Below are 26,328 nucleotides of genomic sequence, written 5' to 3'. Positions count from 1 at the left end.
GCGGCGGGGAGGGGGGCGGGGGCCGCGGGGGGGCCAGGGGTCCTGGTCCACCCGGGGCCTCCGGTTCGCTCAGTCCTCGCCCTTGGCGCTGGGCAGCTTCTCCGAGATGAGGTTCATCACCGTGCTGTCGGCCAGGGTGGTGACGTCGCCGATGCTGCGGTTCTCCGCCACGTCGCGCAGTAGACGCCGCATGATCTTGCCGGAGCGGGTCTTGGGCAACTCGGGCACCACCAGGATCTGGCGGGGCTTCGCGATCGGGCCCAGTGTCTTGGACACGTGGGCGCGGAGTTCGGCGGCGATGTCCGCACCTTCCACGGCATCGCCGCGCAGGATCACGAACGACACGATGGCCTGCCCGGTCACCGGGTCGGTCGCCCCGACCACGGCCGCCTCCGCGACCTTCGGGTGGGAGACCAGCGCCGACTCGACCTCGGTGGTGGAGATGTTGTGCCCGGAGACGAGCATGACGTCGTCCACCCGGCCGAGCAGCCAGATGTCGCCGTCCTGGTCCCTCTTGGCGCCGTCGCCCGCGAAGTACATGCCCTCGAAGCGGGACCAGTAGGTGTCGATGTAGCGCTGGTCGTCGCCCCAGATCGTGCGGAGCATCGACGGCCACGGGTCGCGGATCGCGAGGTAGCCGCCACCGCCGTTGCCGACGCTTCGGCCCTGGTCGTCGACCACGTCGGCGGTGATGCCCGGCAGCGGGCGCATGGCCGCGCCGGGCTTGCCCTCGGTGACGCCGGGCAGCGGGCTGATCATGATGGCGCCGGTCTCGGTCTGCCACCAGGTGTCGACGACCGGGGTACGGTTGCCGCCGATGTGCTCGCGGTACCAGACGTACGCCTCGGGGTTGATCGGCTCGCCGACGCTGCCCAGGATCCGCAGAGACGACATGTCGTACTTGGCGGGGATGTCGTCGCCCCACTTCATGAACGTGCGGATGGCGGTCGGGGCGGTGTAGAGCAGCGTGACCCCGTACTTCTGCACGATCTCCCAGAACCGGCCGCGGTGCGGGGTGTCCGGAGTGCCCTCGTAGATGACGCTGGTCGCGCCGTTGGCCAGCGGGCCGTACACGATGTAGGAGTGGCCGGTCACCCAGCCGATGTCGGCGGTGCACCAGTAGACGTCGGTGTCGGGCTTGAGGTCGAAGACCGCGTCGTGGGTGTACGCGGCCTGGGTGAGGTAGCCGCCGGTGGTGTGCAGGATGCCCTTGGGCTTACCGGTCGTGCCGCTGGTGTAGAGGATGTAGAGCGGATCCTCGGCATCGTTCGGCAGCGCCTCGTGGACGTCGGACTGCCGGTCCACCACGTCGTGCCACCAGACGTCCTTGTCGGTCTGGCCGACCTCCTGGCCGGTCCGCCGCACGACCAGGACGTGCTCTATGCCGGGGCACTCCGCGACCGCCTCGTCCACGGTCGGCTTGAGCGCGCTGGGCGCGCCGCGACGGTAGCCGCCGTCGGCGGTGACCACGATCTTGGCGTCCGCGTCCTTGATCCGGCCGCTGAGCGCGCTGGAGGAGAACCCGCCGAACACGACCGAGTGGATCGCTCCGATCCGGGCGCAGGCCAGCATCGTGATCGGCAGTTCGGGGATCATCGGCATGTAGATCGCGACCCGGTCACCCTTGCCGACGCCCAGCTCGGAGAGCGCGTTGGCGGCCTTGGAGACCTCGCGCCGCAGGTCGGCGTAGGTGAGTGTGCGGCTGTCGCCCTCGGGCTCACCCTCCCAGTAGTAGGCGACCTTGTCGCCGTGACCGGCCTCCACATGGCGGTCGACGCAGTTGTAGGCGATGTTGAGCTCGCCGCCGACGAACCACTTGGCGAAAGGCGGGTTCCACTCAAGGACACTGTCCCAGCGCTTTGACCAGGTCAGGCGGTCGGCCTGCTTCTCCCAGAAGGCGAGGCGATCCTGCTCGGCCTCCGCATAGGCGTCGGCGGTCACGTTCGCGGCCGCGGCCAGGCCTGCGGGAGGTGCGAACCGCCGGGTCTCGTTCAGCAGGTTCGACAGCGTCTCCTGGGTCTCACGAGACTCGGAACCAGGGGTCTCCGGGGCCACTACGCACTCCTCACGTACTGCTATCGACTGGTCGTGTCCCACTTCACCAGGCCACCGGTGCTCGCCACAAGAGGTCTAGACAGGTCTGTACCAATCGGTGACAAGGCCTCATAGGCCTTCAAAACGCTTGATTTTGTGGAAACGGCCACTCTGGAAATGTTGTGTTTTCGACACCGTAGGAATGTAGACGGCGTTATTCAATGCGTATTGACACGGTGATGCGCCGGACGGTGTCATGCGCTCGGCGAACGGTTCCGCAGCGGTTTTCCCGAGCCGCCGGGGGTGACCCCGCGGCCTGGTCGAGGTCTCGCCGAGCGGCCCCGATAGGGTCGGGCAGCGTGAGCGACCCATTGGCTGTCATCGCAGGAATGCCCGGAGTGTCCGAGGCGGTCACCGACGCGCGCAAGGCCGTCGACCGGCTTTACGGGCACCGCGTACTGCGGCGTAAGAGCCCGGAGGTGTCGGCCAGGTCCGCCCTGCGCGGTGCTCGTGCGTCAGCCGCACTGGAGGGCGTGGACATCCCGCTCGATGTCATCCCCGAGGCCACCGACCCGGTGGTGCAGGGCGCGCTGCGCGTCTCGGCCGAGCTGGGGCGGCTCGGCTCGACCTGGCGCACGGCGCCCCGCCAGGTGCTGGCCAGGCTGCACACGCTCGCCGCCTCCGGGCTCACCAAGGATCTCGGCCGCCCCAGGGCCACGGCCGAGGCGCCCGATCCGCTCGGTCTTGGTGCCGCGCCCGAACCACAGGAGGCGGTGGCGCGGGTGGACGGTCTCGTCCAGCTGGTGACGGCCTCCTCGAAGGCGCCGGCGCTGGTGCTCGCCGCCGTCGTGCACGCGGAGCTGGCGGTGCTGCGCCCGTTCGGGTCGGCGGACGGGCTGGTCGCGCGGGCGGCGGAGCGGCTGACGCTGGTGGAGTTCGGCCTGGACCCGAAATCGCTGGTGGCCGTCGAGGTGGGTCATCTCGAACTCGGCCCGGCCTACGGGGAGGGACTGCGGTCGTACCTGAGCGGTACCCCCGAGGGCGTCGCGGCCTGGGTGCGACACTGCGCGACGGCGGTCACCCTGGGCGTGCGCGAGGCCACGGCGATCTGCGAGGCCATGCAGCGGGGCTGATCCCGATCCCGGCGGGGACGGCCGGGCGGCTTGGGACGCCGCCCGCGCATACTCGATCACCCGCGGTCATCGATTACGGACACCTGTCCACACGAGCCGACGGCGCCCCTGATAGGGGGCGCCGTCGTCGGCACGTTCCTACCGGGTTACCAAGCGTGCACCTGATAATCGTTGAAACGGGACAAGCCCGCTTCAACGCGCCTCCCGCGGCTGACGGCGCGTGGGTACCCAGCGGTCGTGCCCGGACACATGGTCCGTGCAACCTTTGTACGTCCGATTCGCGCTGATGGGAACCCCTAGGGGCAAAACCTTTGCGGATCGAGGAACATTAATCAGCAGACCCACCTGTGTGCCGTCTTGCGTCGCGCGAGGCCGACCGACGCCGTCCGTGCGGGCGGGGTCGTGCTCCGGTGGTGATCACTTAACGTAGTCGCGGTTCGCCCGTGCCGGGAGTGTGCCCGGGTCGGGCGGTATCCGGAGACTGGATCGTTACATTAAAAAAACTACTGGAAAATGAGGATTACTCCTCGACGAAACTTGAGTTGATCGGGCAGCATGAGTTTGTATCTCCCCAAACCGGAGTAACTGCGTACAGGTTGCCACCGCAATCCTTTGCCATGCTCTGGTTGGCCGTTGAAGCTTTCTTCTGAAACGGGACCGGCTCTACCCCCCCAGAGCCGGACCGGTCGGCGACCCCCGTCCTCCCCCCGGCGGGGGTCGCCTCTTTTCCCGGCCGCCACTCCCGCCTCGGTGGCACCGTCCTTCCGGCCCTCTCCGCGGTGGAGGGCTCCTGCCCGGTACGAGGTCCTCTTCGGTGCGGGCTCTCGGTGTGGCGCGTCGGCGCGTGAACGTGTGAGCAGGCCCGTTGAGGTGTTCGTCTTTGCCCGCCTGTCCGAGGTCTTCCGCGCTCGTACGGCTCCTTTCGGGGGCGACCTCCTGGCCGCTGGTTTTCCACAGGCAGGGCCACCCTGGAGCCGGCTGTCCACAGTATGGCGTTCGGTACCTCGGGGATGGGGAGCCGTCGCGGAGGGTGGGGTCCCCGTATCCCAGGAGGCATCAGTGGACCGCCCGCTGGTCATCACCGAAGACCATGATCTGCTCGACGACCTGCTCCGCATCGCCGCCGCGGCCGGAGCCGAGCTTGACGTCGCCCACGCGCCCGCGCACGCCCGGCCCTACTGGAACCGTGCTCCGCTGGTCGTCGTCGGTGACGACATGGCAGGCGCGCTGGCCTCGACCGGACCGCCACCTCGTCACCGTGTTCTCCTGGTCACCCGCACCTGCGACGACCCCGACACATGGCGCAGGTGCGTCGCGGTCGGTGCCCAGGCCGTGCTGGAGCTGCCCGCCGCGGAGCGCCGGCTGGTCGACGAGTTCGCAGACGTCGTCGAGCCACCCGCCAAGCCGGGGTTCGTGGTCTGCGTCGCGGGCGGGCGCGGCGGAGCCGGGGCCAGCGTGCTGGCGGGCTCGCTGGCGCTGGCCGCGTCCCGCCGGCGCATCCGCACCCTCCTGATCGACGCCGACCCGCTTGGCGGAGGTCTGGATCTCCTCCTTGGCCAGGAGGAGTCCGACGGAGCGCGCTGGTCGGACCTGGTCGCCCGCGAGGGCAGGGTCAGTTGCACAGCGCTCCAGGCGGCCCTGCCGACCTTCGCGGGGCTGACGCTGCTCTCCTTCAGCCGGGGCGAGGTCGAGCCGATCCCGGCCGAGGCGATGCGCTCGGTCCTCGAAGCGGGGCGCAGGGGCTTCGAGCTGGTGGTCGTCGACCTGCCGCGCCACCTCGACCAGGCCGCGGTGGAGGCGCTCGGCCGTGCCGGCACCACCCTCCTGGTCGTCACCGCCGACGTGCGCGGCGTGCTTGCCGCGGCACAGGTGCTGGCCTCCTTGCGCGAGCACACCGGTGAGGTGCGGGCCGTTGTGCGCAGCGGGGTCCTGAACGACGACGTGGTGACGGGCTCGCTCGGCGTCCCGCACGGCGGTAGCCTCCCCGACCAGCCTCGCCTCGCCGCCGCGCTTGATCGGGGGGACGTTCCCCCACTCGGCCGTCGCACCTCTCTCGGGCGGTTCTGCGCCGCTTTCCTGCACGAGCAGCTCGGGGCGGACAGGTGAAACGGGCCGAGAGCGCGGTGACGGTCTCGCCGGAGCTGGTGGAGGCGGTCCGGGTACGGCTGGCCAGGACGGGAGTCGAGCCCAGTGCCGCGCACGTCGCGGTAGCGCTGCGGGCCGAGCGGGCGATGCTCGGCGACGCGGAGATTCTGGCGGTGGCCCGGGTCCTGTGCGCCGATCTCATCGGAGCGGGTCCACTGGAGCCGTTGCTGGCCGAGGCCCAGGTCACCGACGTGCTGGTGAACGGCCCGCGCGAGGTGTGGGTCGACGACGGGCACGGGCTGCGCCTGACCTCGGTCGTCTTCCCCGGCGAAGACGCGCTCCGGCGGCTCGCGCAGCGGCTCGCCTCCGCCGCGGGCAGGCGCCTCGACGACGCCTGCCCCTATGTCGACGCCCGCCTGGCGGGAGGTGTCCGGCTGCACGCCGTCCTGCCGCCCGTGGCGCCCAACGGCACCTGCCTGTCCTTACGACTCCCGCCCCGGCGCACCTTCACCCTTCACGATCTGGTCGAGGCGGGCGCGATCGGGGCGGAAAGCGTCGCCGTTCTCACCGCGGTGATCGAGTCGAGGCTCGCCTTCCTGGTCACCGGTGGTACCGGGACCGGCAAGACGACCATGCTGTCGGCCCTGCTCTCCCTGGCGGATCCCGGTGAAAGGCTGTTGCTGGTCGAGGACTCCGCCGAGCTGAGACCACTACATCCCCATGTCGTCCGCCTGGAGGCGCGCCCGGCCAATCTTGAGGGCGCCGGTGGCGTCGGCCTGCGTGACCTCGTCCGTCAGGCCCTGCGAATGCGCCCCGACCGTCTCGTCGTCGGTGAGGTGAGGGGTTCCGAGGTCGTGGACCTCCTGAGTGCGCTGAACACCGGTCATGAGGGAGGCTGCGGCACCCTGCACGCCAACACCGCGACCGATGTGCCACCCCGTCTGGAGGCGCTGGCATGCGCGGCGGGTCTCAGCAGGGAGGCGGTCCACAGCCAGATCGCCGCGGCCCTGGACGTCGTCATCCACCTCGCTCGCGACCACGCCGACGGGCGCCGCCGGGTCGCCGAGATCTGCATGATGATCCGCCGCCCCTCGGGACTGGTGGAGGCCGAACCGGCCCTCACCTTCGCCCCGGACGGCCGGATGACTCCCGGCCCCGGCCTGCCCGCCCTCGCAGCCCGAGCACCCGGCATCCCCGCCTCGCCGGCTCCCCGCCGCAGGCCCTACCCGTCACCCCGCCCGCCGCGGTCGTACGGGCCGTCCGAGGCCCCCCAGAGCACGAGCCCTGCACCGGTCACCTCCTACCGGGACACCGCGGCCTCCGAGGCTCTCGGCGGCTCGGATCCGGACATCCGGGTTCCCGCGCTTCCACGAGAGGCCTCTCCCGACGCCTCGGGTTCCCCAAGCCTTTCGAGCCCGTGTTCCGGTGTCCCCACATCCCCGTCTCGCCGGAAGACGCACCTGGACGTCGCCGGCCGCCCGAGTCCCGGTGAGCCGACGTCCCGAACGGCCCCAAGAACGATGTCACGGCCGGCGTCATGACGGCAGCCGCCCTGGTTCTCGTCACCCTGGCGGCATGGCTGTGGACGGGTGCGGATGCCGGCACCGCCCGCCTGGGCCGCCTGCGCCGTCGTGGCCCGGTCGCCTCGCCCTCTTTGCGGGAGAGGTTCGCCGCTCACTCGCGGCCCTCCCGGCGCGCGGCGGCCTGGCGGATCGCGTCGATCGAGCTCTGTCAGGGCCTCGCCGCCGAACTGGCGGCGGGACGGGCCGCCGGTGACGCGCTGGCGCGGGCCGTGCGGGCGGCGGGGTTTCCCGATCCCGAGGCGCTGCGCCCGCTGGTCGCGGCCGCGAGGGACGGCGGTGACGTACCCGCCGCTTTACTGGCCGTGGCGCCGGAACAGGGAGGCGAGGCCTTCCGAGCCCTGGCCGCCTGCTGGAAGGTGAGCGTGACGGCGGGGGCCGGCCTGGCCGCCCTTGTCGATCGTGTCGCCGCCTCCCTGCGAGAGGCCCAGAGCCATCGCCAGGACGTCGCCGCCCAACTCGCGGGACCCCGCGCCACGGCCCGCCTGCTGGCAGGTCTGCCCATCCTCGGCCTGCTGATGGCGGCCGGCCTCGGCATGCGCCCGCTGCACTTCCTGTTCGGCGGTCCGGCGGGCGTCGGCTGTCTGGTCGCCGGCCTCGCACTCGACGCCTGTGGCCTGTGGTGGACCCGTTGCCTGGTCGCCCAAGCCCAGCGGGGCTGACGTCCCCGCGGTCCGGTTCGCGAGAAGGAGAGAAAGTGATCGCTCTGCTTGCCGTGGTGCTCGCCGGAATCGCCGTCCGGCTGTGGATCGCCCGGCGTGAACCCGCCGACCGGCTCCGCCGCGCACGGCGCTCAGCACACCTGGCCGGGTTTCCGAAGATACGGCCAGAGGCCGAAGCACCCACGGTTCTTCCGGCCACGGGGACGGTTCGAGACCCGTTCGCGGGAGCGGCTCGGGACTCGTTTGCGTGGACAGGCCGGGGGCTGTCCACGAGGACGGCTCGGGGTCCGGCTGCGGGAGCGGCCCGTGGCCCGTTCGCCGGGATGGTGCATGATCCGGAGGGAAGGCGGCGGCCGAGCCGGGGTGAGATCACGGCGGCCCTCGCCGTGGGGCTGGCGGCGTTCCTGGCCGTAGGAGGTCTGCCGGGAGCGGTCGTCGGGGCGACAGGTTCCGGGATCGCGCTGGCGGTGCTGCGGCGGCGAGAGTCACCCGAACTGCGCGAGGAACGCAGACGGTTGACGGCGGATCTGCCGCTGGCGGCCGATCTCATGGTCGCCTGCCTGCGCGCGGGCCAGCCGATCACCGGAGCCGTCGACGTCACGGCGGAGGCGATCGCGGGACCACTGGGCGAGAGACTGGCCTGGGTGAGCGGCCAGCTGAGACTGGGAGCCGCACCGGAGAGCGCCTGGCAGGCCCTGGCCTCCGAGCGCTCGCTCGCCCCGCTGGCCCGTGCCATGAGCCGGGCCGCGTCGAGTGGCGCACCGGTGGCCGACGTCCTCACCAGGCTCTCCGACGACTTCCGCCGTGCCGTCCGCGCCGCATCGTCGGCGGCCGCCCAACGGGTCGGCGTCCAGGCAGTCGCTCCCCTGGGACTCTGTTTCCTGCCCGCGTTCGTCTTCCTGGGCATCATCCCCGTCGTGGCCGGCCTCGCCGGCGAGGTGCTCCTTCCCTGACGACCGCCACCAAGGTCACGGCCGATATGGTCTTGGCCGATCAATTGCTCGGCACACCCGTCCGTGCCGGGGTAGCGGCCTGCCGGGGCGTCTGTATGTGCGGCCATTCGCAGTCGGGTCAGCCGTGTACGCGGACTTCACGTCGTGCTGAGAGTGCTCTCGATAGGCTCCCTGCGTCACAGCAGACACAGGAGGCCGACGTGACACACGAGGTGCGGGAGATCGAGGTCAAGTACCGGGTGCGCGATCTGTCGGCTCTGGAAGAAGCGCTGGCCCGGTGCGGGGCGTTCCTCTCGTCCCCGGCGCGGCAGGATGACCAGGCGTATGCCGAGAACGGGTGGACCTATGAGCAGAGCAAGCTCGGGGCCACGTTCGCCCGGCTGCGTACACAGCAGGAGCGGCACCTGTTTACGATCAAGCGCCCGTTGGACAACGCGATGGCGTGCCTGGAACACGAGACCGAAGTCACTGATCGGGAGCAGATGCACCACGCCATCCTCGCGATGGGCTTTCATCCCACGGTCCGCATCGTGAAGACCCGGCGGACCGCGACGTTCGGCGACATGGCGATCTGCGTCGACGAGGTCGAGCACGCAGGAATCTTCGTCGAGATCGAACGTACGGTGAGCGGTGAGGAATCCGGAACCGCCGTACAGCAGGAACTCGACACCTTCGCCCGCTCGCTGGGTGTTGAGCTGGAACGCACGACTGACACCTACGACTCGCTGGTCCGCGCCGCGTTGGCGTTGGCCTAGAACAGCGCGATCTCGTCCGGCTCGGCGAGGTTCCCATACGGCAGGCGGATGGCGTCGAGGGCCAGGTCCAGCCGGACCGCGGCGTGGTCGGTCAGGCCCAGTTCGCGGGTCTCGTGCAGGTAGGCGCAGCCGCCGATGCGGTCGGCCAGGGCCGCGCCCACGTGGAAGTAGTCGTAGCAGTAGCCTGCTCCGGTCCGGCCGATCCAGCTGTACGCCTGCGTCTCGGGTGAGCAGTGCTCGTAGGCGTTGACGAACCCCTGAGCGCGCAACGTGTCCAGCAGGCCGAATTCGAACGGCAGGAACCCCGGATGGAGGGGGGAGTGGTCGGTGGCGATCACGTTGTAGTCGCCACCGATCACCAGGTGGTCGCGCTGCTCGGCGGGCAGCTCGTGCAGGGCTTTGAGCAAGGAGGCGATGAACAGTTCCTTGCGGGCGGTCTTATCCGCGCTGCGGTCCCGGCTGGGCACGTAGACGCTGAGAAACCACGTCCGCGGATTCGTGTCGAGGACCGCGGTGGCGACCCGGCCGGGAATGCTCACTTGGTCGAACGGATCCCGCCGATCCTGGATCAGCGGGATCCGGCTGACCAGCGCTGCCCCTCGCTCGCCGTTGACGTCAGGCGTGTTGACGACGGCATAACCCGCACGCAGGAACTGCTCCAGCAGGTAGGCGGTGCCGGTGCCCGCGCTGGTCTCGGTCAGCAGGAACATATCCTCGGGGCGGGAGGTGAGCCAGCGCAGCAGCAGCGCGGCGCGCTCCCTGGACGCGGCCCCAATGTTGACGGTCAGCGCTGTGACCATCTGGCTCACCTCATCTCGTATCACGTTTCGAGCTGCTCCAGGTGTTGGAGGAGCTGCGCCACTACGCCGTCCGGGGTCAGATCACGGCAGTCGATCCGGGCCTGACGCCAGCCGCGAGCAGCAAGAAAGCCGAACGCGTCCTCGTACAGGTCGAGCTCTCGCCGGGGCGAGCCGACACGCTCCAGGCGTGACCGCCTAGCGCGCTGTTCCAACCGCTGCCATAGCACTTCGGGGGTGTGGTGCAGGTAGAAGGATAGGGACGCGGGTGACACATGAGCGTTGTAACGCCAGATCTCTCTCAAGGGCAGGCCGTCGAGGCGCTGGAGCACCAGGGAGGACTGCACGTAGCGGTCGCTGATCACGATCTTCCCGTCGGCGAGTGCCGGGAGGATCTCGGCGTCGAGGTGGGCGTATCGGTCGGCGGCCACCGCCAGGGCCAAGGCCCGGCCGGTCAGTGCGCCTTCGCTGGTGCGGATCAGACGCCCCAGAGGTGTGTCGGACGGTTCGGTGGTCACGTGGATGTTTCGACCACTCGCGCGAAGCCGGTCAGCCAGGCGTGTGACGGCGGTGGTCTTGCCGACGCCGTTGGGGCCTTCCACCGCGACGAACAGGCCGCCGGTCATGACGGGCGGGTGGTGATCTGCAACAGGGGGCCGTCGGCGACGGGGCACTGTTCGGTGTCCACCTCACCGATCCGCTGCCCCCGGGAGATGAGCGCGGCCGGACACCCCTTACCGCAAGCGGTGTTCATCGAGCAGGAGCCGCAGGTGGGGTTGGCGCCCATGCCGAGCGTGCCGGTCAGGTTGTAGGCGTCGAGGGCCTGTGCGACCTCCTCGTGCAGGATGTTGCCGACCAGGAACTCACGGTCGGAGTAGGGCGACTGCGGGGTGCGGGCGGCGAACACCAGGTAGGGGCAGACCGCGGTGAGCCCGTCGGCGAAGACGTAGATGAGCTTGCCGGCGTCACAGCCGGCGAGTGGCTTGCCGTCGTCGTTGGGAAAGCGGATGTGGACGATATCGATGCCCTGCTCGTGGAACTGTTCGGTGACGTCATGGATGGCGCGCATCTTGCCGGTGTCGGCGGCCAGGCGGCCTTGGCTCTTCACTCCGCGGCCGAACGACGACAGCGGGTTCATCAGCACGTACTCGGCGCCGACTTCGACGGCGAAGGAGCACAGTGCGGCGAACTCCTCCACGTGGGTGAGTGCGTTGGGCGTGGACAGCAGTCCTTGCAGCAGGCCCGCCTCGGCGAAGGCGCGGGCGGTGGCCAAGGTGGTCTCGAAGGAGGCCACATTGCCGCGGAACTTGCCGTGGCTCTGGGGTCGGAACCCATCGAAGCTGACGTTGATGTGGACGTTGCCGAGGCCGGCTAGGGCGGTGATCTGCTCGGGCGTGGTCTGCGTGGCGTTGGTGCAGATTCCCAGCGGAAGCCCCATGTCGGCGACGGCGCGGCAGATGTCCATGATGTTCGGGTGGACGAACGGTTCGCCGCCGGTCAGGGTCAGGCGCTGGACCCGGGCGCGGCGCAGCCGCGGGAATACGGTCTCGACGAGGTCTTCCAGGCGCATGTGCTCGCCCCAGTCGCCGGAGGAGACGAAGCAGTGGGCGCAGTGCAGGTTGCAGCGTTCGGTGATCTGTACCAGTGCTTTGCGCTCGTCTCCTCCGACCGATGTCCGGAAGTAGCAGGAGCTGGCGTGGGTGTCGACGATGAGACGTTTCACGGTTCTCCCTCTGGTAGAGCTTGTAACGAAACAAGTGCTCAAAGTGACCGAAAAGGGGTGGGGTTCGCTGGTTACCGTGTGTCTGCGTTCAGGATGACTAGCCGTACAGATTCAGACCAGACGGTGTCTGTCTTTCCTGTCCCGCCTTGGGCGATGCTCCCCGCCACCCCTGACGGGGCACCGCCGTGGTTGGACGAACCCATGGTCAAAGCCTCGTCTGGCCGTCTACCCCGCGAGCGGCCCCTGGTGGTGCGCCACTGCCTGCGGAGAGTTGGGGTGCGGCGGCACGGGAGGTGGATCGCCGTGCCGCCGCGCTGCTCAGGGTGAGGCGGGTTCGGCGTAGTGCTTCCCGAGTCGTCCGGCGATTCGGCGCGCGGCCTGGGGAAGGTCCTCGGCCGGTGCCTGGTCGGCGGGTTCCTCCATGAAGGAGGTGCCCCAGCAGAAGACTGTGCCCGCCTGGTCGGTCCACACGGTCAGCCCGGCGCTGACGATGAGGCGGGGCTGGCCTTCGTCGTAGGAGATGGTCGGATAGATGCGGTGGGTGTGGAGCTCGGTGCGCAGGTGCTTGAGGGCGGCGATGGCACCGGGGTGCCAGGTGGCCGCGCTCAGCCGATCGCCCGCAGGGGTGTCGTAGGGCGGAATCACGGCCGGCTCCTGTCCTGCGACGAGGGGCATGGCTCCGGAGCTCGTTCGGGGTGGCCCGGTGGCAGAGCGCGAGAGTGGGGAACGAGCTCCGGGGCCACCGGGAGTGGCGAACCCGGACGACCGGCCGCATCGGGTGTGGGTGGCGTGGCGTCGTGCGGTGAGGTCCGCCAGAGGGCGAGCTCTGTTCGCTCCATGAGGTCCCACAGCTCAGCGGCGCTGGTCGCGTGGACGATGTGGCAGCGCGCCGGGTCGGTGCACTGCCAGGCCTCGAAACGCCGGTGGCGCAGGCTCCAGATGACCAGCCAGGTGGGCGCGTACTTCTGTACCTGCTGGGCGGCTCGGGCCGCGTCGGCGTCAGCGCGGGTCGACATGCTCGGCCAGAATCACGTCGGCCAGCAGCGGCAGTCCATTGCGCACCACATCGGCCGCGTCTTTGGTGCGCAGGATGGCGTAGTGCTCGGCGAGCTGTCCGGCAGCCGCGAGCAGTGTCGGCTCGGAGCTGAGCAGCGGGCTGCCTGCGCGGTTGAGTTCGGGACTGGTCCACCAGAACCTCTCGCCATCGGTGTAGGCGAGCAGCCCGTGGTGGACGGAGACGATGGCGTTGCCGGAGGCGAGCTCGTGGACGTCCGCGCGGATGTGGTGAACCTCGGCCAGTACGGCGGCCAGGTCCTGGGCGTACTGCACGGCGGTCGACGGCGTGGCGGCGGTCATCGGGGAGGCGGGTTCACCACCGCACCTGCACGCGGGGGTGTCGCCCCGCTCCGGGGTCGTGTTCATGCCGCGACCTCCTGCCAGTGCGGATGCTGTCGCCAGGACAAAGGGGCGTCCGGGGAGTGGTCCCGGCCGGGGGTGACGGCGAGCCCCGGCGGGAGAGTCTGGTGCGGCGGGTGGGGGGCCACATCGGGAACGCCTGGCACCGGGGTGAGCGGCGGCCGGGCTATCGGCTCTGCGTGTCGCAGGCGTCTCGCTTCCTGGCCCACGTTCAGGGATGGGGCGCCGCTGTGGGGCGCGGGCTCGTGCGCGCGGGCCGCGACGCGGGCTCGACGGCGGGCGCGCGGATCCCGGGCGAGCGCAAGGCGGGCCGCGCGGTTCTCCTGTGTCTCGACCGGCCGGTGCGGGTGGGCGCTGGGCATGACCGGGCGGCGCGTGTCCGTACGCCCGGCGGGCCGGGTGTGGGCCAATGCCGTCTCGCGCTCGGCCTGGCGGGGCGCAGGCACCAGCGGCGTCGGCTGCGCGGTGACCTCGTGGGCGGGCTCAAAGGTCGGCAGGGTCCGGCCCAGGCCGAACTGACGGCGCACGTCTAAGCGCTCGGCCATCAGCTCACCGGACGGCTGCGCGTACTCGTGATCGGCGGTCTGGCGGGGGCAGCCGTGTGCATAGGGTGCGTGCCCGCAGACGGCGCAACCCATCGGCATGGGTGGGGCTTCGGCGAAGCAGCCGCAGCCGCTCGCCGTGGTCCGGTTGAGGACCGGGGTACTACGGTTGCTCATGGGTCAGGGCCTCATTCCTGATCAAGGGTCCGGTACGGCGTTGCGAGCGCCTGCCGGGCCCGACTTGTGTCTGGAGGGGGACCGAATACCCCAGCCCTCGGGCGCCGACTCGTTCGCCAACCTTACTGCCATTCGCGAAAGGCGGCAATGATGTACTCATGCTGAAGTGGCTATCCTCAACCAACCCGGCATGTTGTCGAACCGGTACGGTGGCTGCTAAATGGCCTTTCGTGACCATGGAGGAGCGCATGGCGGACACAGGCTGGGTCAGCGTTTCTGCGCCCTACGTGAGACCTCGCCGTCCTGGAGAGTCAGATCCCTGGGCGGAAGAGGCCGCTCAGCAAGGTCACATCGGCACTCATCAACTCCGCACCGTGGAAGAGGTCCACCCGCCACAAGCGGTTGCTCAAGTCCTCGGCCTCGATCCAGGGGACACCGCGATTGTTCGTCGCCGACTGGTACTCCTGGACGGGCGTCCGACAGAACTCGCAGACTCCTACTACCCCGTGACGATCGCCCGCGACACACCGTTGGCCGAAGCGCGCAAGATTCCGGGCGGAGCCCCTACCATGCTTGCCGAACTCGGCTACCAACCACACAGTGCAGAGGAAGGCGTCATAGCGCGCCCCTCAACCCTTCCAGAGCAAGACCTGCTTGATGTCCGGCCGGAGGACTGGGTCCTGGTCCTCACTCGGGTGCTACGAACCAACGACGGGGCGCCGATTGAGGTCGCCGTAATGACGATGATCGCCGACGGGCGTGAACTGCGATACAAAATGATCATCCAATGAGGAGACCTGACAATCTTGGCAAGGCGGCTGGACCCTCGTCCTCGTCATCAGCAGATCGCCGCAGAGCTGCGCGCTGAGATCATGTCCGGCGCTCTGAAGCCGGGCCAGCAGCTCCCTTCGACACCACACCTGGTGGCGCGCTTCAGCGCAGCCAACGCGACGATCCAGCGTGCTCTGCAATCCTTGAAGGAGGAAGGGTTCGTACGTGGCCACGCAGGAAAAGGCGTTTTCGTGCGAGACGGGCAGCCCTTTGTTGTCGAAGCCGCTACCTACAAAGCCCCAGCTCCACGTGGCTACAGCTACGAGCTGCTTCAGGTCGGCGAGGTGGAACCGCCGACCGACGTCGCTGCGGCTCTCGCCATTCCGCACAGCGATCTGGTCATCATGCGTCACCGGCTACTGCTGCACGACGGCGCGCCCGTGGAGCTGTCATGGTCGTACTACCCACCCCACATCGCCTCCGGAAGTCCCCTGGCAGGTCGTGGAAAGATTCGCGGCGGGGCACCTCAAGCATTGGCCGATCTCGGGTTTCCGGAGCGACACTTCGAGGACCGCATCTCGGTTCGGCAACCCACCACGAAGGAGGTCGAGAGGCTGGACCTTCCGACCGATGTACCGGTATTTCGCCAGTTTCGGGTGATCTACAGCGACCTGAGGCGGCCGGTGGAGGCCTCAATCCTGATCAAGGGTGGCCACCTCTACGAGCTCTCGTATCAGCAGGTCGTCGACTGATGGACCGTGCTTAGGGCCCAGGCCCCTAGGCTCTGGCCGTCCGCGGTGGCAGTGAACGTCGACCGTGTCCGCTGACAGCCACAGTTTCCGATACGAGGTGAAGAGGTGGTGACACTCACCATCGGAGCTGCCCTATCCCTGACCGGTAAGCACGCCCGTTTCGGCACGCAGGCCCGGCTCGGCCTGGAAATCTGACATGCCGTGATTGGTGCCCTGGAGTTGGTGGCCGAGGACGACCAGAGCGATCCGAAGGTCTTGGAAGCCGTGCTCTGCGGACTGGCGAATCGCTGCGACATCCTGCTCGGCCCGTACTCGACCCGGCTGATGCGCAGGGCGGGTAACCTCGCCGCCGAGCTCGGCCGCCTGATCTGGAACCACGGCGGGTCAGGTGACGATGTCGAGGCGGCCCGCTCGTGTGGGGATGTGTGAGAGACGTCCCGAGCATTCGCCTGGATGACATGGCCTGTGATTCTTCGCCCGTTTGTGAATGCCGCCAGGTCGAGCGGTCACGTCGGCTGCCTCCTTGGGTTATCCACAGGTTTTTCGTCAAATCTCCGGGTTATCCACAGAAGATTGGTGGGGCCTGTGGACAGTCATCCTGAAATCTCACCATCTAGGGCCTGAAGTGGCCTCCTTCGGTTGGAGGGTGTTTCGCGCTTTGGCGTTGTGCCATGTTTTCCCTGGCTGTGGAGAGTCCGACGTTCCTCGCGGAAGGGCGGCGGGCCATCACCGACGAAGGGTGATGGATCATCTTCGCGTTCGTGCGGGGTCATGCCGACCCGCGCGCACTGCCCGGCGCCTGGGCGCGGTATCCCCAATCGAGGGGTTGGCCTACGGAGTTATCCACAGAATGGCGTTCGGGTCGACGGGACCGCAGGCGCATGGAGAACCCTGGCGTGACCGATGCCGGGCGGTGGGTCCGGCGGGGATCTCCAGGAGGAGCAGATGGCTCGAACGAGCGCGCTTCGTGTGCGGCGTGATCGGTTGCGGTGGCTGCGTGCCCGGTGGGCGCTGCTTACCACCGGCGCGCGCCGTGATCGTGGCATGTCCACCGCGGAGTACGCGGTCGGAACGATCGCCGCCTGTGCCTTCGCCGCCCTTCTCTTCAAGGTGGTGACGAGTCCCGACGTCCAACAGATGATCACAACTCTGATCAACCGAGCGCTGACCGTGGCGGGATGACCCTCCCCATGGCAGCGATCTTCTCCCGTCGGACCAGGGGGTCGGTGACCGCGGAGACGGCCGCGGTGCTGCCCGCCCTCCTGGTCGTGCTGGGAGCCGGGCTGTGGGCGGTGTCAGCGGTCGAGGCGCAGCTGGAGTGCGTGGACGCGGCCCGGGCCGGGGCTCGGGCCGCCTCGCGCGGTGAATCGCTGGAGCGGGTCCGAGGCAGCGTCCTGTCCGTGGCTCCTGCGGGCGCGACCGTCGTGGTGACCCGAAGCGCGGAGATGGCACGGGTGGAGGTGTCGGTGAACGTCAGGCCGCGCTGGGGCGCCTCACTCCCGGGCGTCACCGTGCACGCGAGTGCCGCCTCCGTCACCGAGCCCGGACTGGAGTGGTAGGCCCGTGACTCCTCCGCTTCCTGGGGAGAGCGGCTTCTCGTCAAGCCGCTCCCGCCGCCTCACGAAGGGCAGATCCTGCCCGCAGGATATGGATGACGGTGGGGCTGAGCGGGGGTCGGCCACCATCTGGACGGTCGGGCTCATGGCTTTGCTCTTCGCGGTCGCGGCGGCGGTCATGGTCGCGGGCACGGCTCGGGTCGCGCGCCACCGAGCGCAGAGTGCCGCCGACCTGAGCGCGCTCACCGCCGCTCGGCTGGCCTTCGCGGACCCGGACCGGAGTTGCGCGAGGGCCTCCCTGCTCGCTGTGGACAACGGGGTCAGGGTCATCCGCTGTTCCGTGGGAAATGACGGCATCGCGGAGATCGAGGTGACCATGGACGTCTCGCTTCCCCTGAAGGGAGAGGTGGCGATCAACGCCAGGGCACGTGCCGGCCCTGTCCACATTGCTGATTCAGGCCGGTGAAGGAAAGCACGTCAGGAATCCGATGGGAGCCGACCGGAAAGCAGTTGAGTACGGCTTCAAAGGGCGGATGCGGCAGGAACAGACATCCGCGCCGGGCACGCACCGATGAAATGGGAGCCCCCGCCAAGGAAACGCCGCGACGGCAACGCGGCAGAGCACTGCTCCGCACAGACGGACACCGAGAATCGGCGGACGGAAGTCTTCAGGAAACCGGGTGTACGAAGCCTTCGGGAAACAAGGTCGCAATAAAATCACGACTTCTTGGACGGCGTGTCCAAGAGTCCGAAAGCTCACGTAAGGTGCCGCTTACCGGTGATCCGTGCTGTTTCCCGATCGGCCTGGGGAGGGTGAGATGCGAATCGCCAGGTCACACGACATCATCGGGCGGTCTCGCGACCTCGGGGCCGGAGGGCGGAGCCGGTGCGAGCCGGTCGGGAGGAGGGAACGGCCTGGCCGCCGGGTGACCGTACGGGTGGCGGATGGCCGACTGGCGCGCGGTTCTCGACGAAGGGAAACGTCGTGACAACAGTTCGCAGACTGGTCGCCATGGCGGTGATCGCGCCGATCATATCCATGTCCTTCGTGCTCACCGCCGCGAATCCGGCGCAGGCCGTGGCGCGGCTGAAGGCCCCGTCCCGGGTGACCTCCAACAGCACAGTGATCCTTTCCGGCAGAGTCGATCTTCTGTTCGACGCGGTCCTTTTCGTCAATGGCAGGCAGGTGGCGAAGGGAGATCAAAAGGTCTCCTACGCCTGGAATCCTCGTTATCACCGGAACGGCAGTTACCGGATCAGGCTTGAACAGCGGGGCAAGGTGCTCGGAGCCGAATGGCACCAGACCAGCAGGACCCTGGTCCAGGCCGTTCCTCCGGCGACGCCGAGCGGGGTGAGCGCCCGGTTGTACGGCAAGCAGGTGGTCGTCAGATGGAGCAGGGGTGCCGAGCCCGACCTGCAGGGTTACGTGATCTCCACGAGCCGGACCGGCAGGGTCGGGTCCGTGCGGGTGGGCAGCGCGTGTTCCGGTGGTTCATGCAGGGCGACCCTGGCCGTTCCGGGGAAGGCGGCCGGACAGCGGATCGGGTTCACGGTGCGGGCCCTGCGCGGCAACGGCGGTGGCGGCACGCTCTCCTCAGGTAACTCGGCCGGCGCCTCGGTGAAGGTGCCGGCGGCCACGGTGGCGAAGAGCGGCAGGAAAACCGGCGGCCAGGAGAGTTCCGGCACCCGGAGCGGATCGCACCAGAGCGACACGGGCAGTCGGCAGAACACCGAGAAAAGCGGGAACAGGAGCGAGAACAAGCAGGCCGGAGTCCACGACCTTCCGCAGTTGCCCGCGAAGAAGCCCACGGCGGCCTCGAATCGGCCGTCGGGAACAGCGGGCGCGTCAACGGAGAAGCCCGGGGTTTCGGAAAAGGCGGAGAACGGCGGCGACGCCACCTCGTCGGTCGCCGAGCCGGCCGAGGAGACGAATGAGGGGACCGGCGGCGATCGGGAGAAGAAGGAAGGCGCGGACAGTGCCCCCGACTCCGGAGCGGCCGGCGAGACCGAGGCGGACTCCGCCCCGAATACGAACACCACAGCAGGGTCATCTGACGTACCGACCGGCGGTATGAGTCAGTACGGCATGTTCATCGCCGGTGCTCTCGTCCTGCTGCTTCTCGGCGCGCACGGTGGCGCCTGGATCCGTCGCAGGCTACTGGCCGCGGAGGACGGTTCCGCCGGCGGAGACAGGCGCCGTGGTGGATGGAGCGACGGGCAGACCACGCCCTTCACGCCCGAGCCACTCGGTGGGAGGGACTCGACGGGGGACGCCAGGACGGCGGGCCGAGGCGGTACGGCGGACAGGAGTGGCACGACCGGCAGCGGCGGCAGGGGTGGTGTGGCGGGCAAGGGCGGCATCGCTGTCACTGTCGATCCACGGCGTCCCGCGGTCATTCTCGCCGTGGTCAAGACCGGCCTGGCCCCGGGGAGCCCGTCGCCCGATTCCCGTGGTTCGGTCCGCCCCCACTCTCCCGGGCAGTCTCCGGATCGGTCTGCCCCGGATCGGTCCGTGCCGGAGCGGAACGTCTCGGCCGAGCCGGCTCCAGCCCGGCGCGTCCCGGCTCAGCGCATCTCGATCAGGGATGCCCCGGTTCAGCCGATCTCGGTTCAGCCGGCTTCGGTTCGGCTGGCCTCGGTTCGGAAAGCCGCTGACCGCGAGACGGAGGCACAGCGGGCGGGGACCCGCCAGGCAGAGGGCGAGCACGCGGAGGGCGACCACGCGGAGATTGAGCACGCGGAGATTGAGCACGCGGAGATTGAGCACGCGGAGATTGAATACGCGGAGGCCGAGTACGCGGAGACCTGGCAGGCAGGTCACGCTGGACGGCCGGACGCGGGTCCCGCTCCCGGCGCAGTGCCGCTCTCCGAGGCCGGTGATGTCGGCCAGGCCGCGGCCCGGACGGCTGACCGGTGGGACGACTACCTTCCGCCCGCGCCCCGTTCCATGGAGGACAGCGGGTTCTGGGAGCGCCCGCAGCCCGGCGCGACCGATTTCTGGGCCGAGGACCGTAACGACGACGAGCGACGAGATCGCGATGGCCTCTCACCCTCGGGGCATCGCTTCACCCCCGATACGAGCTGATCCGTCACAGTCTCCGGCAGGCCGGCGCCCCGGCCCGCTGCCGGTGTGTTCCGCGGCCCTCACATCCGCGGCCCTCACATCCGCAGCTCGTCGGAGGAGAGCAGGACGGCCAGCAGGCGGAGGGCTCCGGCCTTGTCGAGGGGTTCGTTGCCGTTGCCGCACTTGGGGGACTGGATACACGAGGGGCAGCCGCGTTCGCACTCGCACGAGGCGATGGCCTCGCGGGTGGCCGTGAGCCAGTCGCGCGCGCGGGCGTAACCGCGCTCGGCGAAGCCGGCGCCGCCCTCGTGCCCGTCGTAGACGAAGACGGTGAGCAGCCCCGTGTCGGCGTGGAGTTCGGTGGAGACGCCTCCGATGTCCCAGCGGTCGCAGGTCGCGAAGAGCGGCAGCAGGCCGATGGAGGCGTGTTCGGCCGCGTGCGCGGCGCCGCCGAGGTCCAGGCCGTCCTCGATCAGGGGAATGATCGCCGAGGTGGGCAGCGTCCACCAGACGGCGCGGGTCCGCAGCGTGCGCGGGGGCAGGTCGAGGGGTTCGTCTCCCATGAGCTCGCCGCTCTGGGCCCGGCGCTTGAGATAGGCCACGACCTGGCTGGTCACCTCCACCGAGCCGAAGTGGAGCTCTCCAGGACCGAGGGGGTGCGAGCCGAGGGACTCGATGACCGAGATATCGGTGACATCCCTGGCGAAGGTCGTGTAGTCGGGGGCCCCGGCCTCGACCAGCGCGACCCCCGCCTCCAGGTCGAGTTCGGCCACCAGGAACGTCTCTCCCTGGTGCACGTAGACGGCGCCGGCGTGCACGGTGGAGTGAGCCGAGGGCTCGTCCACGGTGCCGAGCAGCCGTCCGGTGGACATCTCGACGACCTGGACCGGCGCGGCGCCCGACCCGCGGATGTCGGCGAGATCGGTGGCGCGTCCCCTGCTGGTCCAGAACCAGCCCGCGGCGCGTTCCCTGAGCAGCCCGTCACCGACCAGGTCCGCGAGCACCTCCTTGCTGGTGGGGCCGAAGATGTCCAGGTCGTCGTGGGTCAGCGGGATCTCGGCGGCCGCCGCGCACAGGTGGGGGCCCAGCACGTACGGATTGCCGGGATCGAGCACGATCGTCTCCACCGGCCTGCCGAACAGGGCTTCGGGATGGTGGACGAGATAGGTGTCCAGGGGGTCGTCCCTGGCGATCAGCACCGCCAGCGCGTCCTGCCCGTCCCTTCCGGCCCGCCCGGCCTGCTGCCAGAGTGAGGCCCGGGTTCCCGGCCACCCCGCGATGAGCACGGCGTCCAGCCCGGAGACGTCGACGCCGAGTTCCAGGGCGTTGGTCGTCGCCAGGCCGAGCAGCTCGCCCGAACGCAGTGCCTTTTCCAGCCCCCTGCGATCCTCGGCCAGATAGCCCGCCCGGTAGGCCGCCACCTTGTCGGGCAGGTCCGCGGGCACGCTCCCGTCGGCGACGAGGTCGCCGAGCCTGGCCCGCGTGGTGAGGGCCACGGACTCGGCGGCCCGCCGGGAGCGGACGAAGGCCAGGGTCCGCACCTCGGAGACGACGAGGTCGGCCAGGAGGTCCGCGCTCTCGGCGGTCGCGGGGCGGCGGACGGGTGCCCCGCCCTCGCCCCGCAGATCGGTCAGGGGCGGCTCCCACAGTGCGAAGGTGGTCGAGCCTCGGGGAGAGGCGTCCGTGGTCACCTCGGCCATCTGGAGGCCTGTCAGACGTCTCGCGAAGGCCCCGGGCTCGCTGGCCGTCGCCGAGGAGAGCAGGAAGGTCGGGTGTGAGCCGTAGCGCGCGCAGATCCGGCGCAGGCGGCGCAGGATCTGGGCGACGTGGGAGCCGAACACGCCTCGGTAGCCGTGGCACTCGTCCACGACGACCATCCGGAGCCGCCGCCAGAAGGCCGACCACTGGGCGTGACGGGGCAGCAGGCCGCGATGGAGCATGTCCGGGTTGGTGAGGACGTAGTTGGCGTGCCTGCGTACCCAGGTCCGCTCCTCGAAGGAGGTGTCGCCGTCATAGGTGGCGGCACGGAGCTCGGGCGGGTCGAGCTCGCGCAGCGTGCGGAGCTGGTCGGCGGCCAGAGCCTTGCTGGGGGACAGGTAGAGGATCGTGCCGCCGTCGAGCGTCGCGGAAAGCGCCGGGACCAGGTAGGAGAGGGACTTGCCCGAGGCGGTCCCGGTGGAGATGATCACGTTTTGGCCACGGTGGGCCAGCTCGGCGGCCTCGGCCTGATGCGGCCACAGGCCAGAAACGCCGTGGTTCGCCCAGCGCGTAACCAATCGCTGGTCAACCCAGTCCGGCCACCGGGTCTTACCGGCCTGACGTGCGGGAACGTGTTCCACATGGGTGACACGCGCGCGACGTGCGGGAACATCGAGCAGGCGATTGAGGGCGTTACCCGCTCGGAGGGGCGAGGATGAGGGCGGGGTCACTGGTTTCAGTCTCACATCTGTGGGCAGAGTCGCCGGGAATCGTGATTTCGTATAGACACTGAGCGTACGCATGGTTGAATGCCGCGCGTCGGGGCTTGTCGTCCGGGGGTCATCCGGTCCCAGGAGGGCATGCTCGAATCGGTACTTTCGCAGGCAAGGCGCTGGAGGATCTGTGGATCTGAAGTTGGACCACCATTCCGAGGACCGTCTCACCATCGTTGAGGTCGAGGGTGAGATTGATGTCTACACCGCGCCCAGATTGCGTGAGCTCCTGATCGACCTGGTCAACAAGGGGAATTTCCACCTGCTCGTCAACATGGAGAAGGTCGACTTCCTTGACTCCACGGGCCTTGGTGTCCTGGTCGGCGGGCTCAAGCGAGTTAGGGCGCACGATGGCTCACTGGAGCTTGTCTGCACTCAGGAGCGCATCCTGAAGATTTTCCGGATCACCGGGCTGACGAAGGTCTTCGGTATCTACGCCTCGGTTGATGAAGCCAAGGAAGCTCACGGTCGAGACAAGTAGTCGTGGCTACCGTCGAACTGACGTTCAGCGCTCTCCCCGCGCACGTGCGCACGGCGCGTCTGGTCGCCACGGCGATCGCCAGACGCACCGGTGTGCAGGAGTCGTTGCTGGACGAGGTACGGCTCGCTGTCGGTGAGGCGTGCTCGCGGGCCGTGGAGGCGCACCGCCTCCACTGTCCGGGAGAGCCGATCCGTATCGAGCTACGTGATGACTCAGGGCGCTTCGAGGTGACCGTCACCGACTCCGCCCCCAGTGACGAACTGGAGCAGGATCGCGCCCTCCTGGGGTTCGACGATCCGTTCGGGCAACTTCCCGATGATCTGATGTCCGGCCTGGGCATCGCGGTCATCGTGGGACTGGCCGACGATGTTCAGGTCTACCCGAGCCAGAAGGGCATGTGCATCCGCATGAGCTGGCCCGCGGCGACGAACGGCCTGTCTCCGGCCTGACAGAAGACTTCGAACAGCCGGGCGTGTCCATCTGGACACGCCCGGCTGTTCGTCGTGCGGAACCCAGTTTTGGACAAAATATAACCACGATTTTTCCCACCCGAAATTGGGTGGAAACAGAGGCTGGTGGGGTAGGTGTGACAGGCGAAATGCCGTTATAAGCAGGCCGGTCGGTAAAAGGTGCTGGACTCGGCGTCAATTGTCCGCAGGCAGAGGCTTCATATCCGCGTCCTCGCTGCGTAGACTCCCGGGACCGGCCAAGGTTTATCCTTCGGAGCGGCCCGCACGCGAGCCGTCCTCCGTGGGGGTCTGCAACTGGAAGCGGCACTGCCAACCATCCCGGATGTGCGCCGCTCCGCTCGTCTAACCACTTCGGCAGCGCACTCCGGGCAGGACGTGTTCCCGTCTTGCCAAGGAGAGTCGGATGTCTGTGCTCCATCTCGCCGCTGTCGAAGAGCCAGCGGTATCCCTGAGTGGTTACCACTTCAACATCGTGATCGTGGTCGCCGTCGTGGCACTGCTCGCACTCGCCGTCGCCGGCACACTGGTGCGGGAAGTGCTGGCCGCCGGCCAAGGCACCGAGCGTATGCAAAACATCGCGCGAGCCGTCCAGGAAGGGGCTTCGGCGTATCTTACCCGGCAGTTCCGGACGCTCGCGCTGTTCGTCATCCTGATCCCGTTCCTGCTGTACCTCCTCCCGGCGGAGACGACCGGCGTGCGGATCGGCAGATCGGCTTTCTTCGTCGTCGGCGCGTTGTTCTCCGCGCTGACCGGATTCATCGGCATGTGGCTGGCGGTCCGCGGCAACGTCCGCGTCGCCGCCGCCGCCCGCGAGTCGGGTGAGAAGATCGCGATGCGGATCGCCTTCCGCACCGGCGGCGTGGCCGGAATGATCACCGTTGGCCTCGGCCTTCTCGGCGCGGCCGTGGTGGTGATCACCTACGGGGGCAGCGCCCCGGCCGTGCTGGAGGGCTTCGGCTTCGGTGCCGCGCTGCTCGCGATGTTCATGCGAGTCGGCGGCGGCATCTTCACCAAGGCCGCCGACGTCGGCGCCGACCTGGTCGGCAAGGTCGAGCAGGGCATTCCCGAGGACGATCCGCGCAACGCCGCCACCATCGCCGACAACGTGGGCGACAACGTGGGCGACTGCGCGGGCATGGCCGCCGACCTGTTCGAGTCCTACGCGGTCATGCTCGTCGCCAGCCTGATCCTGGGCAAGGTGGCCTTCGGCGTCGAGGGACTGGTGTTCCCGATGATCGTGCCGATGATCGGTGTGATCACGGCGATCATCGGCATCTTCGTCACCGCCCCGCGCGCCGGCGACCGCAACGCGATGGCCGCGATCAACCGGGGCTTCTTCATCTCGGCGGCCATCTCGGCCGTCCTCGTCGCGGTCGCGGCCTACCTCTACCTGCCGGCCAGCTTCTCCGGGCTGACCGGGGTGAGTCCGGAGATCGCCGCGATCACCTCCGACCCGCGCCTGATCGCGATCGGGGCGGTGCTCATCGGCCTGGTGCTGGCAAGCGCCATCCAGATCCTCACCGGGTACTTCACCGAGACGAACCGCCGTCCGGTGCGGGACATCGGCGAGAGCTCCCGCACCGGTCCCGCCACGGTCATCCTGTCCGGCATCAGCGTCGGCCTGGAGTCGGCCGTCTACTCCGCGCTGGTCATCGGAGCCGCCGTCTACGGCGCGTTCCTGCTGGGCTTCGGCAACGTCACGGTCGCGCTGTTCGCCGTGGCACTGGCGGGCACGGGCCTGCTGACCACGGTCGGCGTGATCGTGTCGATGGACACCTTCGGTCCTGTCTCCGACAACGCCCAGGGCATCGCCGAGATGTCCGGGGACGTCGAGGGCGAGGGCGCCCAGGTCCTCACCTCGCTGGACGCCGTCGGAAACACCACCAAGGCCATCACCAAGGGCATCGCGATCGCCACGGCCGTGCTCGCCGCGACCGCGCTGTTCGGCGCGTTCCGTACGGCGGTCGAGAGCGAGCTGGTCAAGGCGGGCGCGTCCGTCAAGGAGGCGCTGGGCTCCTTCAGCACGTTCAGCCTGAGCGTCGACTCCCCGAACGTGCTGGTCGGCCTGATCATCGGCGCCGCGGTGGTGTTCATGTTCTCCGGCCTCGCGATCATGGCGGTCGGCCGCGCGGCCGGTCGGGTGGTCTTCGAGGTACGCGAGCAGTTCCGCACCAAGCCGGGGATCATGGCCGGCACGGAGTTGCCCGACTACGGCAGGGTCGTGGACATCTGCACCCGCGACTCGCTGCGGGAGCTGGCCACGCCCGGCCTGCTGGCCGTGCTGACCCCGATCGCCGTCGGTTTCGCCCTCGGCTACGCGCCGCTCGGCGCGTTCCTGGCCGGTGCCATCGCGTGCGGCACGCTCATGGCGGTGTTCCTGGCCAACTCCGGCGGAGCCTGGGACAACGCCAAGAAGCTCGTCGAGGACGGTCACCACGGCGGCAAGGGCTCGCAGGCCCACGAGGCCACCATCATCGGTGACACCGTCGGTGACCCGTTCAAGGACACCGCCGGACCGGCGATCAACCCGCTCCTCAAGGTGATGAACCTGGTGGCGCTGCTGATCGCCCCGGCCGTGGTGGCCTACGCGGACAACCCGACGCTGCGCATCGGCATCACGGTGCTCGCGGTGGGCGTCGTCATCGCCGCGGTGGTCATCTCCAAGCGTCGTTCGGCGGGCATCGCCCCGACGGAGGAGAACAACAGCGACCGCGAGCCGGAGCAGGTCTCCAGCTGAGCAATGTTTGACGAAGGGGTGCACGGGCCGCGTGCACCCCTTCTGCATGTGCGGACCGTCTCGGTGGGAAACTGGCCGATATGGAACAGCAGCCCTCCGGAGGCAGAACTCTCATCCTCATCCTGCTGGCGATGGCCGCGGTGTTCGCGGTGATCGTGGGCCTTGCCAT

The 26,328-nt window shown here is 69.0% G+C and carries 24 protein-coding genes and 1 pseudogene; 16 read left to right on the top strand and 9 right to left on the bottom strand.

What is annotated here, in order from left to right; genetic code table 11:
• Positions 1 to 69: 69 nt before the first annotated feature.
• Positions 70 to 2,055: an acetate--CoA ligase gene (acs, locus tag ABZU75_RS07920; protein WP_355550676.1), complete on the bottom strand. Its 1,986-nt coding sequence runs from the start codon at positions 2,053 to 2,055 to the stop codon at positions 70 to 72.
• Between the two features lie 338 nt (positions 2,056 to 2,393).
• Between acs and ABZU75_RS07915 the strand changes: the two genes are divergently transcribed.
• The 6 genes and pseudogenes from ABZU75_RS07915 (at position 2,394) to cyaB (ending at position 9,202) form a co-directional block, all read left to right on the top strand.
• Positions 2,394 to 3,167: an oxidoreductase gene (locus tag ABZU75_RS07915; protein WP_350958938.1), complete on the top strand. Its 774-nt coding sequence runs from the start codon at positions 2,394 to 2,396 to the stop codon at positions 3,165 to 3,167.
• Positions 3,168 to 4,226: 1,059 nt separating this feature from the next.
• Complete coding sequence (gene ssd / locus ABZU75_RS07910) at positions 4,227 to 5,273, top strand: septum site-determining protein Ssd (RefSeq protein ID WP_355550673.1); 1,047 nt, start codon at positions 4,227 to 4,229, stop codon at positions 5,271 to 5,273.
• Positions 5,270 to 6,397, top strand: a pseudogene (locus ABZU75_RS07905) (TadA family conjugal transfer-associated ATPase); the annotation flags it as partial. The gene ssd and the pseudogene ABZU75_RS07905, both read left to right, overlap by 4 nt.
• Positions 6,398 to 6,789: 392 nt before the next feature.
• Positions 6,790 to 7,494, top strand: coding sequence for a type II secretion system F family protein (locus tag ABZU75_RS07900; RefSeq protein WP_355550670.1), 705 nt, complete (start codon positions 6,790 to 6,792; stop codon positions 7,492 to 7,494).
• 323 nt (positions 7,495 to 7,817) lie between these two features.
• Complete coding sequence (locus ABZU75_RS07895) at positions 7,818 to 8,447, top strand: type II secretion system F family protein (protein ID WP_355550668.1); 630 nt, start codon at positions 7,818 to 7,820, stop codon at positions 8,445 to 8,447.
• A 200-nt stretch (positions 8,448 to 8,647) separates the two neighbouring features.
• The gene (cyaB, locus tag ABZU75_RS07890; RefSeq protein WP_355550666.1) at positions 8,648 to 9,202 is read left to right on the top strand and encodes a class IV adenylate cyclase; all 555 of its coding nucleotides are present in this window, start codon (positions 8,648 to 8,650) and stop codon (positions 9,200 to 9,202) included.
• Here cyaB and ABZU75_RS07885 read toward each other — a convergent pair.
• The 7 genes from ABZU75_RS07885 to ABZU75_RS07855 all read right to left on the bottom strand — a co-directional run bounded on the left by ABZU75_RS07885 (position 9,199) and on the right by ABZU75_RS07855 (position 13,857).
• On the bottom strand, positions 9,199 to 10,002 hold the full coding sequence (locus ABZU75_RS07885) for an endonuclease/exonuclease/phosphatase family protein (RefSeq protein ID WP_355550664.1): 804 nt from the start codon (positions 10,000 to 10,002) through the stop codon (positions 9,199 to 9,201). The two genes, cyaB and ABZU75_RS07885, sit on opposite strands and share 4 nt — an antisense overlap.
• Positions 10,003 to 10,022: 20 nt before the next feature.
• Positions 10,023 to 10,625, bottom strand: coding sequence for a dTMP kinase (tmk, locus tag ABZU75_RS07880; RefSeq protein ID WP_355550662.1), 603 nt, complete (start codon positions 10,623 to 10,625; stop codon positions 10,023 to 10,025).
• The gene (locus tag ABZU75_RS07875) at positions 10,622 to 11,722 is read right to left on the bottom strand and encodes a radical SAM protein (protein WP_355550660.1); all 1,101 of its coding nucleotides are present in this window, start codon (positions 11,720 to 11,722) and stop codon (positions 10,622 to 10,624) included. Before ABZU75_RS07875 ends, tmk begins: the two co-directional genes overlap by 4 nt.
• Before the next feature lie 318 nt (positions 11,723 to 12,040).
• Complete coding sequence (locus tag ABZU75_RS07870) at positions 12,041 to 12,367, bottom strand: hypothetical protein (protein WP_350930167.1); 327 nt, start codon at positions 12,365 to 12,367, stop codon at positions 12,041 to 12,043.
• Positions 12,364 to 12,738: a hypothetical protein gene (locus tag ABZU75_RS07865; protein ID WP_355550657.1), complete on the bottom strand. Its 375-nt coding sequence runs from the start codon at positions 12,736 to 12,738 to the stop codon at positions 12,364 to 12,366. The genes ABZU75_RS07870 and ABZU75_RS07865 overlap by 4 nt, the downstream gene beginning before the upstream one ends.
• On the bottom strand, positions 12,722 to 13,144 hold the full coding sequence (locus tag ABZU75_RS07860) for a hypothetical protein (RefSeq protein WP_355550655.1): 423 nt from the start codon (positions 13,142 to 13,144) through the stop codon (positions 12,722 to 12,724). The genes ABZU75_RS07865 and ABZU75_RS07860 overlap by 17 nt, the downstream gene beginning before the upstream one ends.
• Positions 13,141 to 13,857, bottom strand: a complete 717-nt coding sequence (locus tag ABZU75_RS07855; RefSeq protein ID WP_355550653.1) for a hypothetical protein — start codon at positions 13,855 to 13,857, stop codon at positions 13,141 to 13,143. Before ABZU75_RS07855 ends, ABZU75_RS07860 begins: the two co-directional genes overlap by 4 nt.
• 158 nt (positions 13,858 to 14,015) lie before the next feature.
• Here ABZU75_RS07855 and ABZU75_RS07850 point away from each other — a divergent pair, with 158 nt between their 5' ends.
• The 7 genes from ABZU75_RS07850 to ABZU75_RS07820 all read left to right on the top strand — a co-directional run bounded on the left by ABZU75_RS07850 (position 14,016) and on the right by ABZU75_RS07820 (position 20,021).
• Entirely contained in the window at positions 14,016 to 14,648 is a 633-nt protein-coding gene (locus tag ABZU75_RS07850) for a UTRA domain-containing protein (protein WP_355550651.1), read from the top strand.
• A gap of 15 nt (positions 14,649 to 14,663) precedes the next feature.
• Positions 14,664 to 15,380 (top strand): GntR family transcriptional regulator, encoded by a 717-nt coding sequence (locus ABZU75_RS07845; protein ID WP_355550649.1) that lies wholly within the window; start codon positions 14,664 to 14,666, stop codon positions 15,378 to 15,380.
• 201 nt (positions 15,381 to 15,581) lie between these two features.
• The gene (locus tag ABZU75_RS07840) at positions 15,582 to 15,809 is read left to right on the top strand and encodes a hypothetical protein (RefSeq protein ID WP_355550647.1); all 228 of its coding nucleotides are present in this window, start codon (positions 15,582 to 15,584) and stop codon (positions 15,807 to 15,809) included.
• Positions 15,810 to 16,325: 516 nt separating this feature from the next.
• Positions 16,326 to 16,562, top strand: coding sequence for a DUF4244 domain-containing protein (locus tag ABZU75_RS07835; RefSeq protein ID WP_350930265.1), 237 nt, complete (start codon positions 16,326 to 16,328; stop codon positions 16,560 to 16,562).
• The gene (locus ABZU75_RS07830) at positions 16,559 to 16,939 is read left to right on the top strand and encodes a TadE family type IV pilus minor pilin (protein WP_355550644.1); all 381 of its coding nucleotides are present in this window, start codon (positions 16,559 to 16,561) and stop codon (positions 16,937 to 16,939) included. Before ABZU75_RS07835 ends, ABZU75_RS07830 begins: the two co-directional genes overlap by 4 nt.
• A gap of 88 nt (positions 16,940 to 17,027) precedes the next feature.
• Positions 17,028 to 17,402 (top strand): Rv3654c family TadE-like protein, encoded by a 375-nt coding sequence (locus ABZU75_RS07825; RefSeq protein ID WP_355550642.1) that lies wholly within the window; start codon positions 17,028 to 17,030, stop codon positions 17,400 to 17,402.
• A 519-nt stretch (positions 17,403 to 17,921) separates the two neighbouring features.
• Positions 17,922 to 20,021, top strand: coding sequence for a hypothetical protein (locus ABZU75_RS07820; RefSeq protein WP_355550640.1), 2,100 nt, complete (start codon positions 17,922 to 17,924; stop codon positions 20,019 to 20,021).
• 74 nt (positions 20,022 to 20,095) lie between these two features.
• Here ABZU75_RS07820 and ABZU75_RS07815 read toward each other — a convergent pair whose 3' ends face one another.
• Complete coding sequence (locus tag ABZU75_RS07815) at positions 20,096 to 22,339, bottom strand: DEAD/DEAH box helicase (RefSeq protein ID WP_355550638.1); 2,244 nt, start codon at positions 22,337 to 22,339, stop codon at positions 20,096 to 20,098.
• A gap of 262 nt (positions 22,340 to 22,601) precedes the next feature.
• On the opposite strand from ABZU75_RS07815, the gene ABZU75_RS07810 reads away from it, so the two are divergent.
• From ABZU75_RS07810 to ABZU75_RS07800, 3 genes are all read left to right on the top strand, one after another.
• Positions 22,602 to 22,952, top strand: coding sequence for an STAS domain-containing protein (locus ABZU75_RS07810; protein WP_030916965.1), 351 nt, complete (start codon positions 22,602 to 22,604; stop codon positions 22,950 to 22,952).
• 2 nt (positions 22,953 to 22,954) lie between these two features.
• Entirely contained in the window at positions 22,955 to 23,401 is a 447-nt protein-coding gene (locus tag ABZU75_RS07805) for an ATP-binding protein (RefSeq protein ID WP_355550635.1), read from the top strand.
• A 424-nt stretch (positions 23,402 to 23,825) separates the two neighbouring features.
• On the top strand, positions 23,826 to 26,159 hold the full coding sequence (locus ABZU75_RS07800; protein ID WP_355550633.1) for a sodium-translocating pyrophosphatase: 2,334 nt from the start codon (positions 23,826 to 23,828) through the stop codon (positions 26,157 to 26,159).
• The last annotated feature ends 169 nt before the right edge of the window (positions 26,160 to 26,328 follow it).

Source organism: Streptosporangium sp. NPDC005286 (genome assembly GCF_040607515.1).
Taxonomy (GTDB): domain Bacteria; phylum Actinomycetota; class Actinomycetes; order Streptosporangiales; family Streptosporangiaceae; genus Streptosporangium.
Note: the sequence above shows the minus strand (reverse complement) of the source record. Positions and strands in the feature narration are given on the sequence as shown.

Excerpts from the sequence above, each read along its gene's own strand:
- ABZU75_RS07900 (WP_355550670.1), top strand. The coding sequence starts at position 6,790 with ATGACGGCAGCCGCCCTGGTTCTCGTCACCCTGGCGGCATGGCTGTGG.
- ABZU75_RS07895 (WP_355550668.1), top strand. The coding sequence starts at position 7,818 with ATGGTGCATGATCCGGAGGGAAGGCGGCGGCCGAGCCGGGGTGAGATC.
- ABZU75_RS07885 (WP_355550664.1), bottom strand. The coding sequence starts at position 10,002 with ATGGTCACAGCGCTGACCGTCAACATTGGGGCCGCGTCCAGGGAGCGC.
- tmk (WP_355550662.1), bottom strand. The coding sequence starts at position 10,625 with ATGACCGGCGGCCTGTTCGTCGCGGTGGAAGGCCCCAACGGCGTCGGC.
- ABZU75_RS07865 (WP_355550657.1), bottom strand. The coding sequence starts at position 12,738 with ATGTCGACCCGCGCTGACGCCGACGCGGCCCGAGCCGCCCAGCAGGTA.
- ABZU75_RS07860 (WP_355550655.1), bottom strand. The coding sequence starts at position 13,144 with ATGAACACGACCCCGGAGCGGGGCGACACCCCCGCGTGCAGGTGCGGT.
- ABZU75_RS07855 (WP_355550653.1), bottom strand. The coding sequence starts at position 13,857 with ATGAGCAACCGTAGTACCCCGGTCCTCAACCGGACCACGGCGAGCGGC.
- ABZU75_RS07850 (WP_355550651.1), top strand. The coding sequence starts at position 14,016 with ATGCTGAAGTGGCTATCCTCAACCAACCCGGCATGTTGTCGAACCGGT.
- ABZU75_RS07835 (WP_350930265.1), top strand. The coding sequence starts at position 16,326 with ATGGCTCGAACGAGCGCGCTTCGTGTGCGGCGTGATCGGTTGCGGTGG.
- ABZU75_RS07830 (WP_355550644.1), top strand. The coding sequence starts at position 16,559 with ATGACCCTCCCCATGGCAGCGATCTTCTCCCGTCGGACCAGGGGGTCG.
- ABZU75_RS07825 (WP_355550642.1), top strand. The coding sequence starts at position 17,028 with ATGGATGACGGTGGGGCTGAGCGGGGGTCGGCCACCATCTGGACGGTC.
- ABZU75_RS07800 (WP_355550633.1), top strand. The coding sequence starts at position 23,826 with ATGTCTGTGCTCCATCTCGCCGCTGTCGAAGAGCCAGCGGTATCCCTG.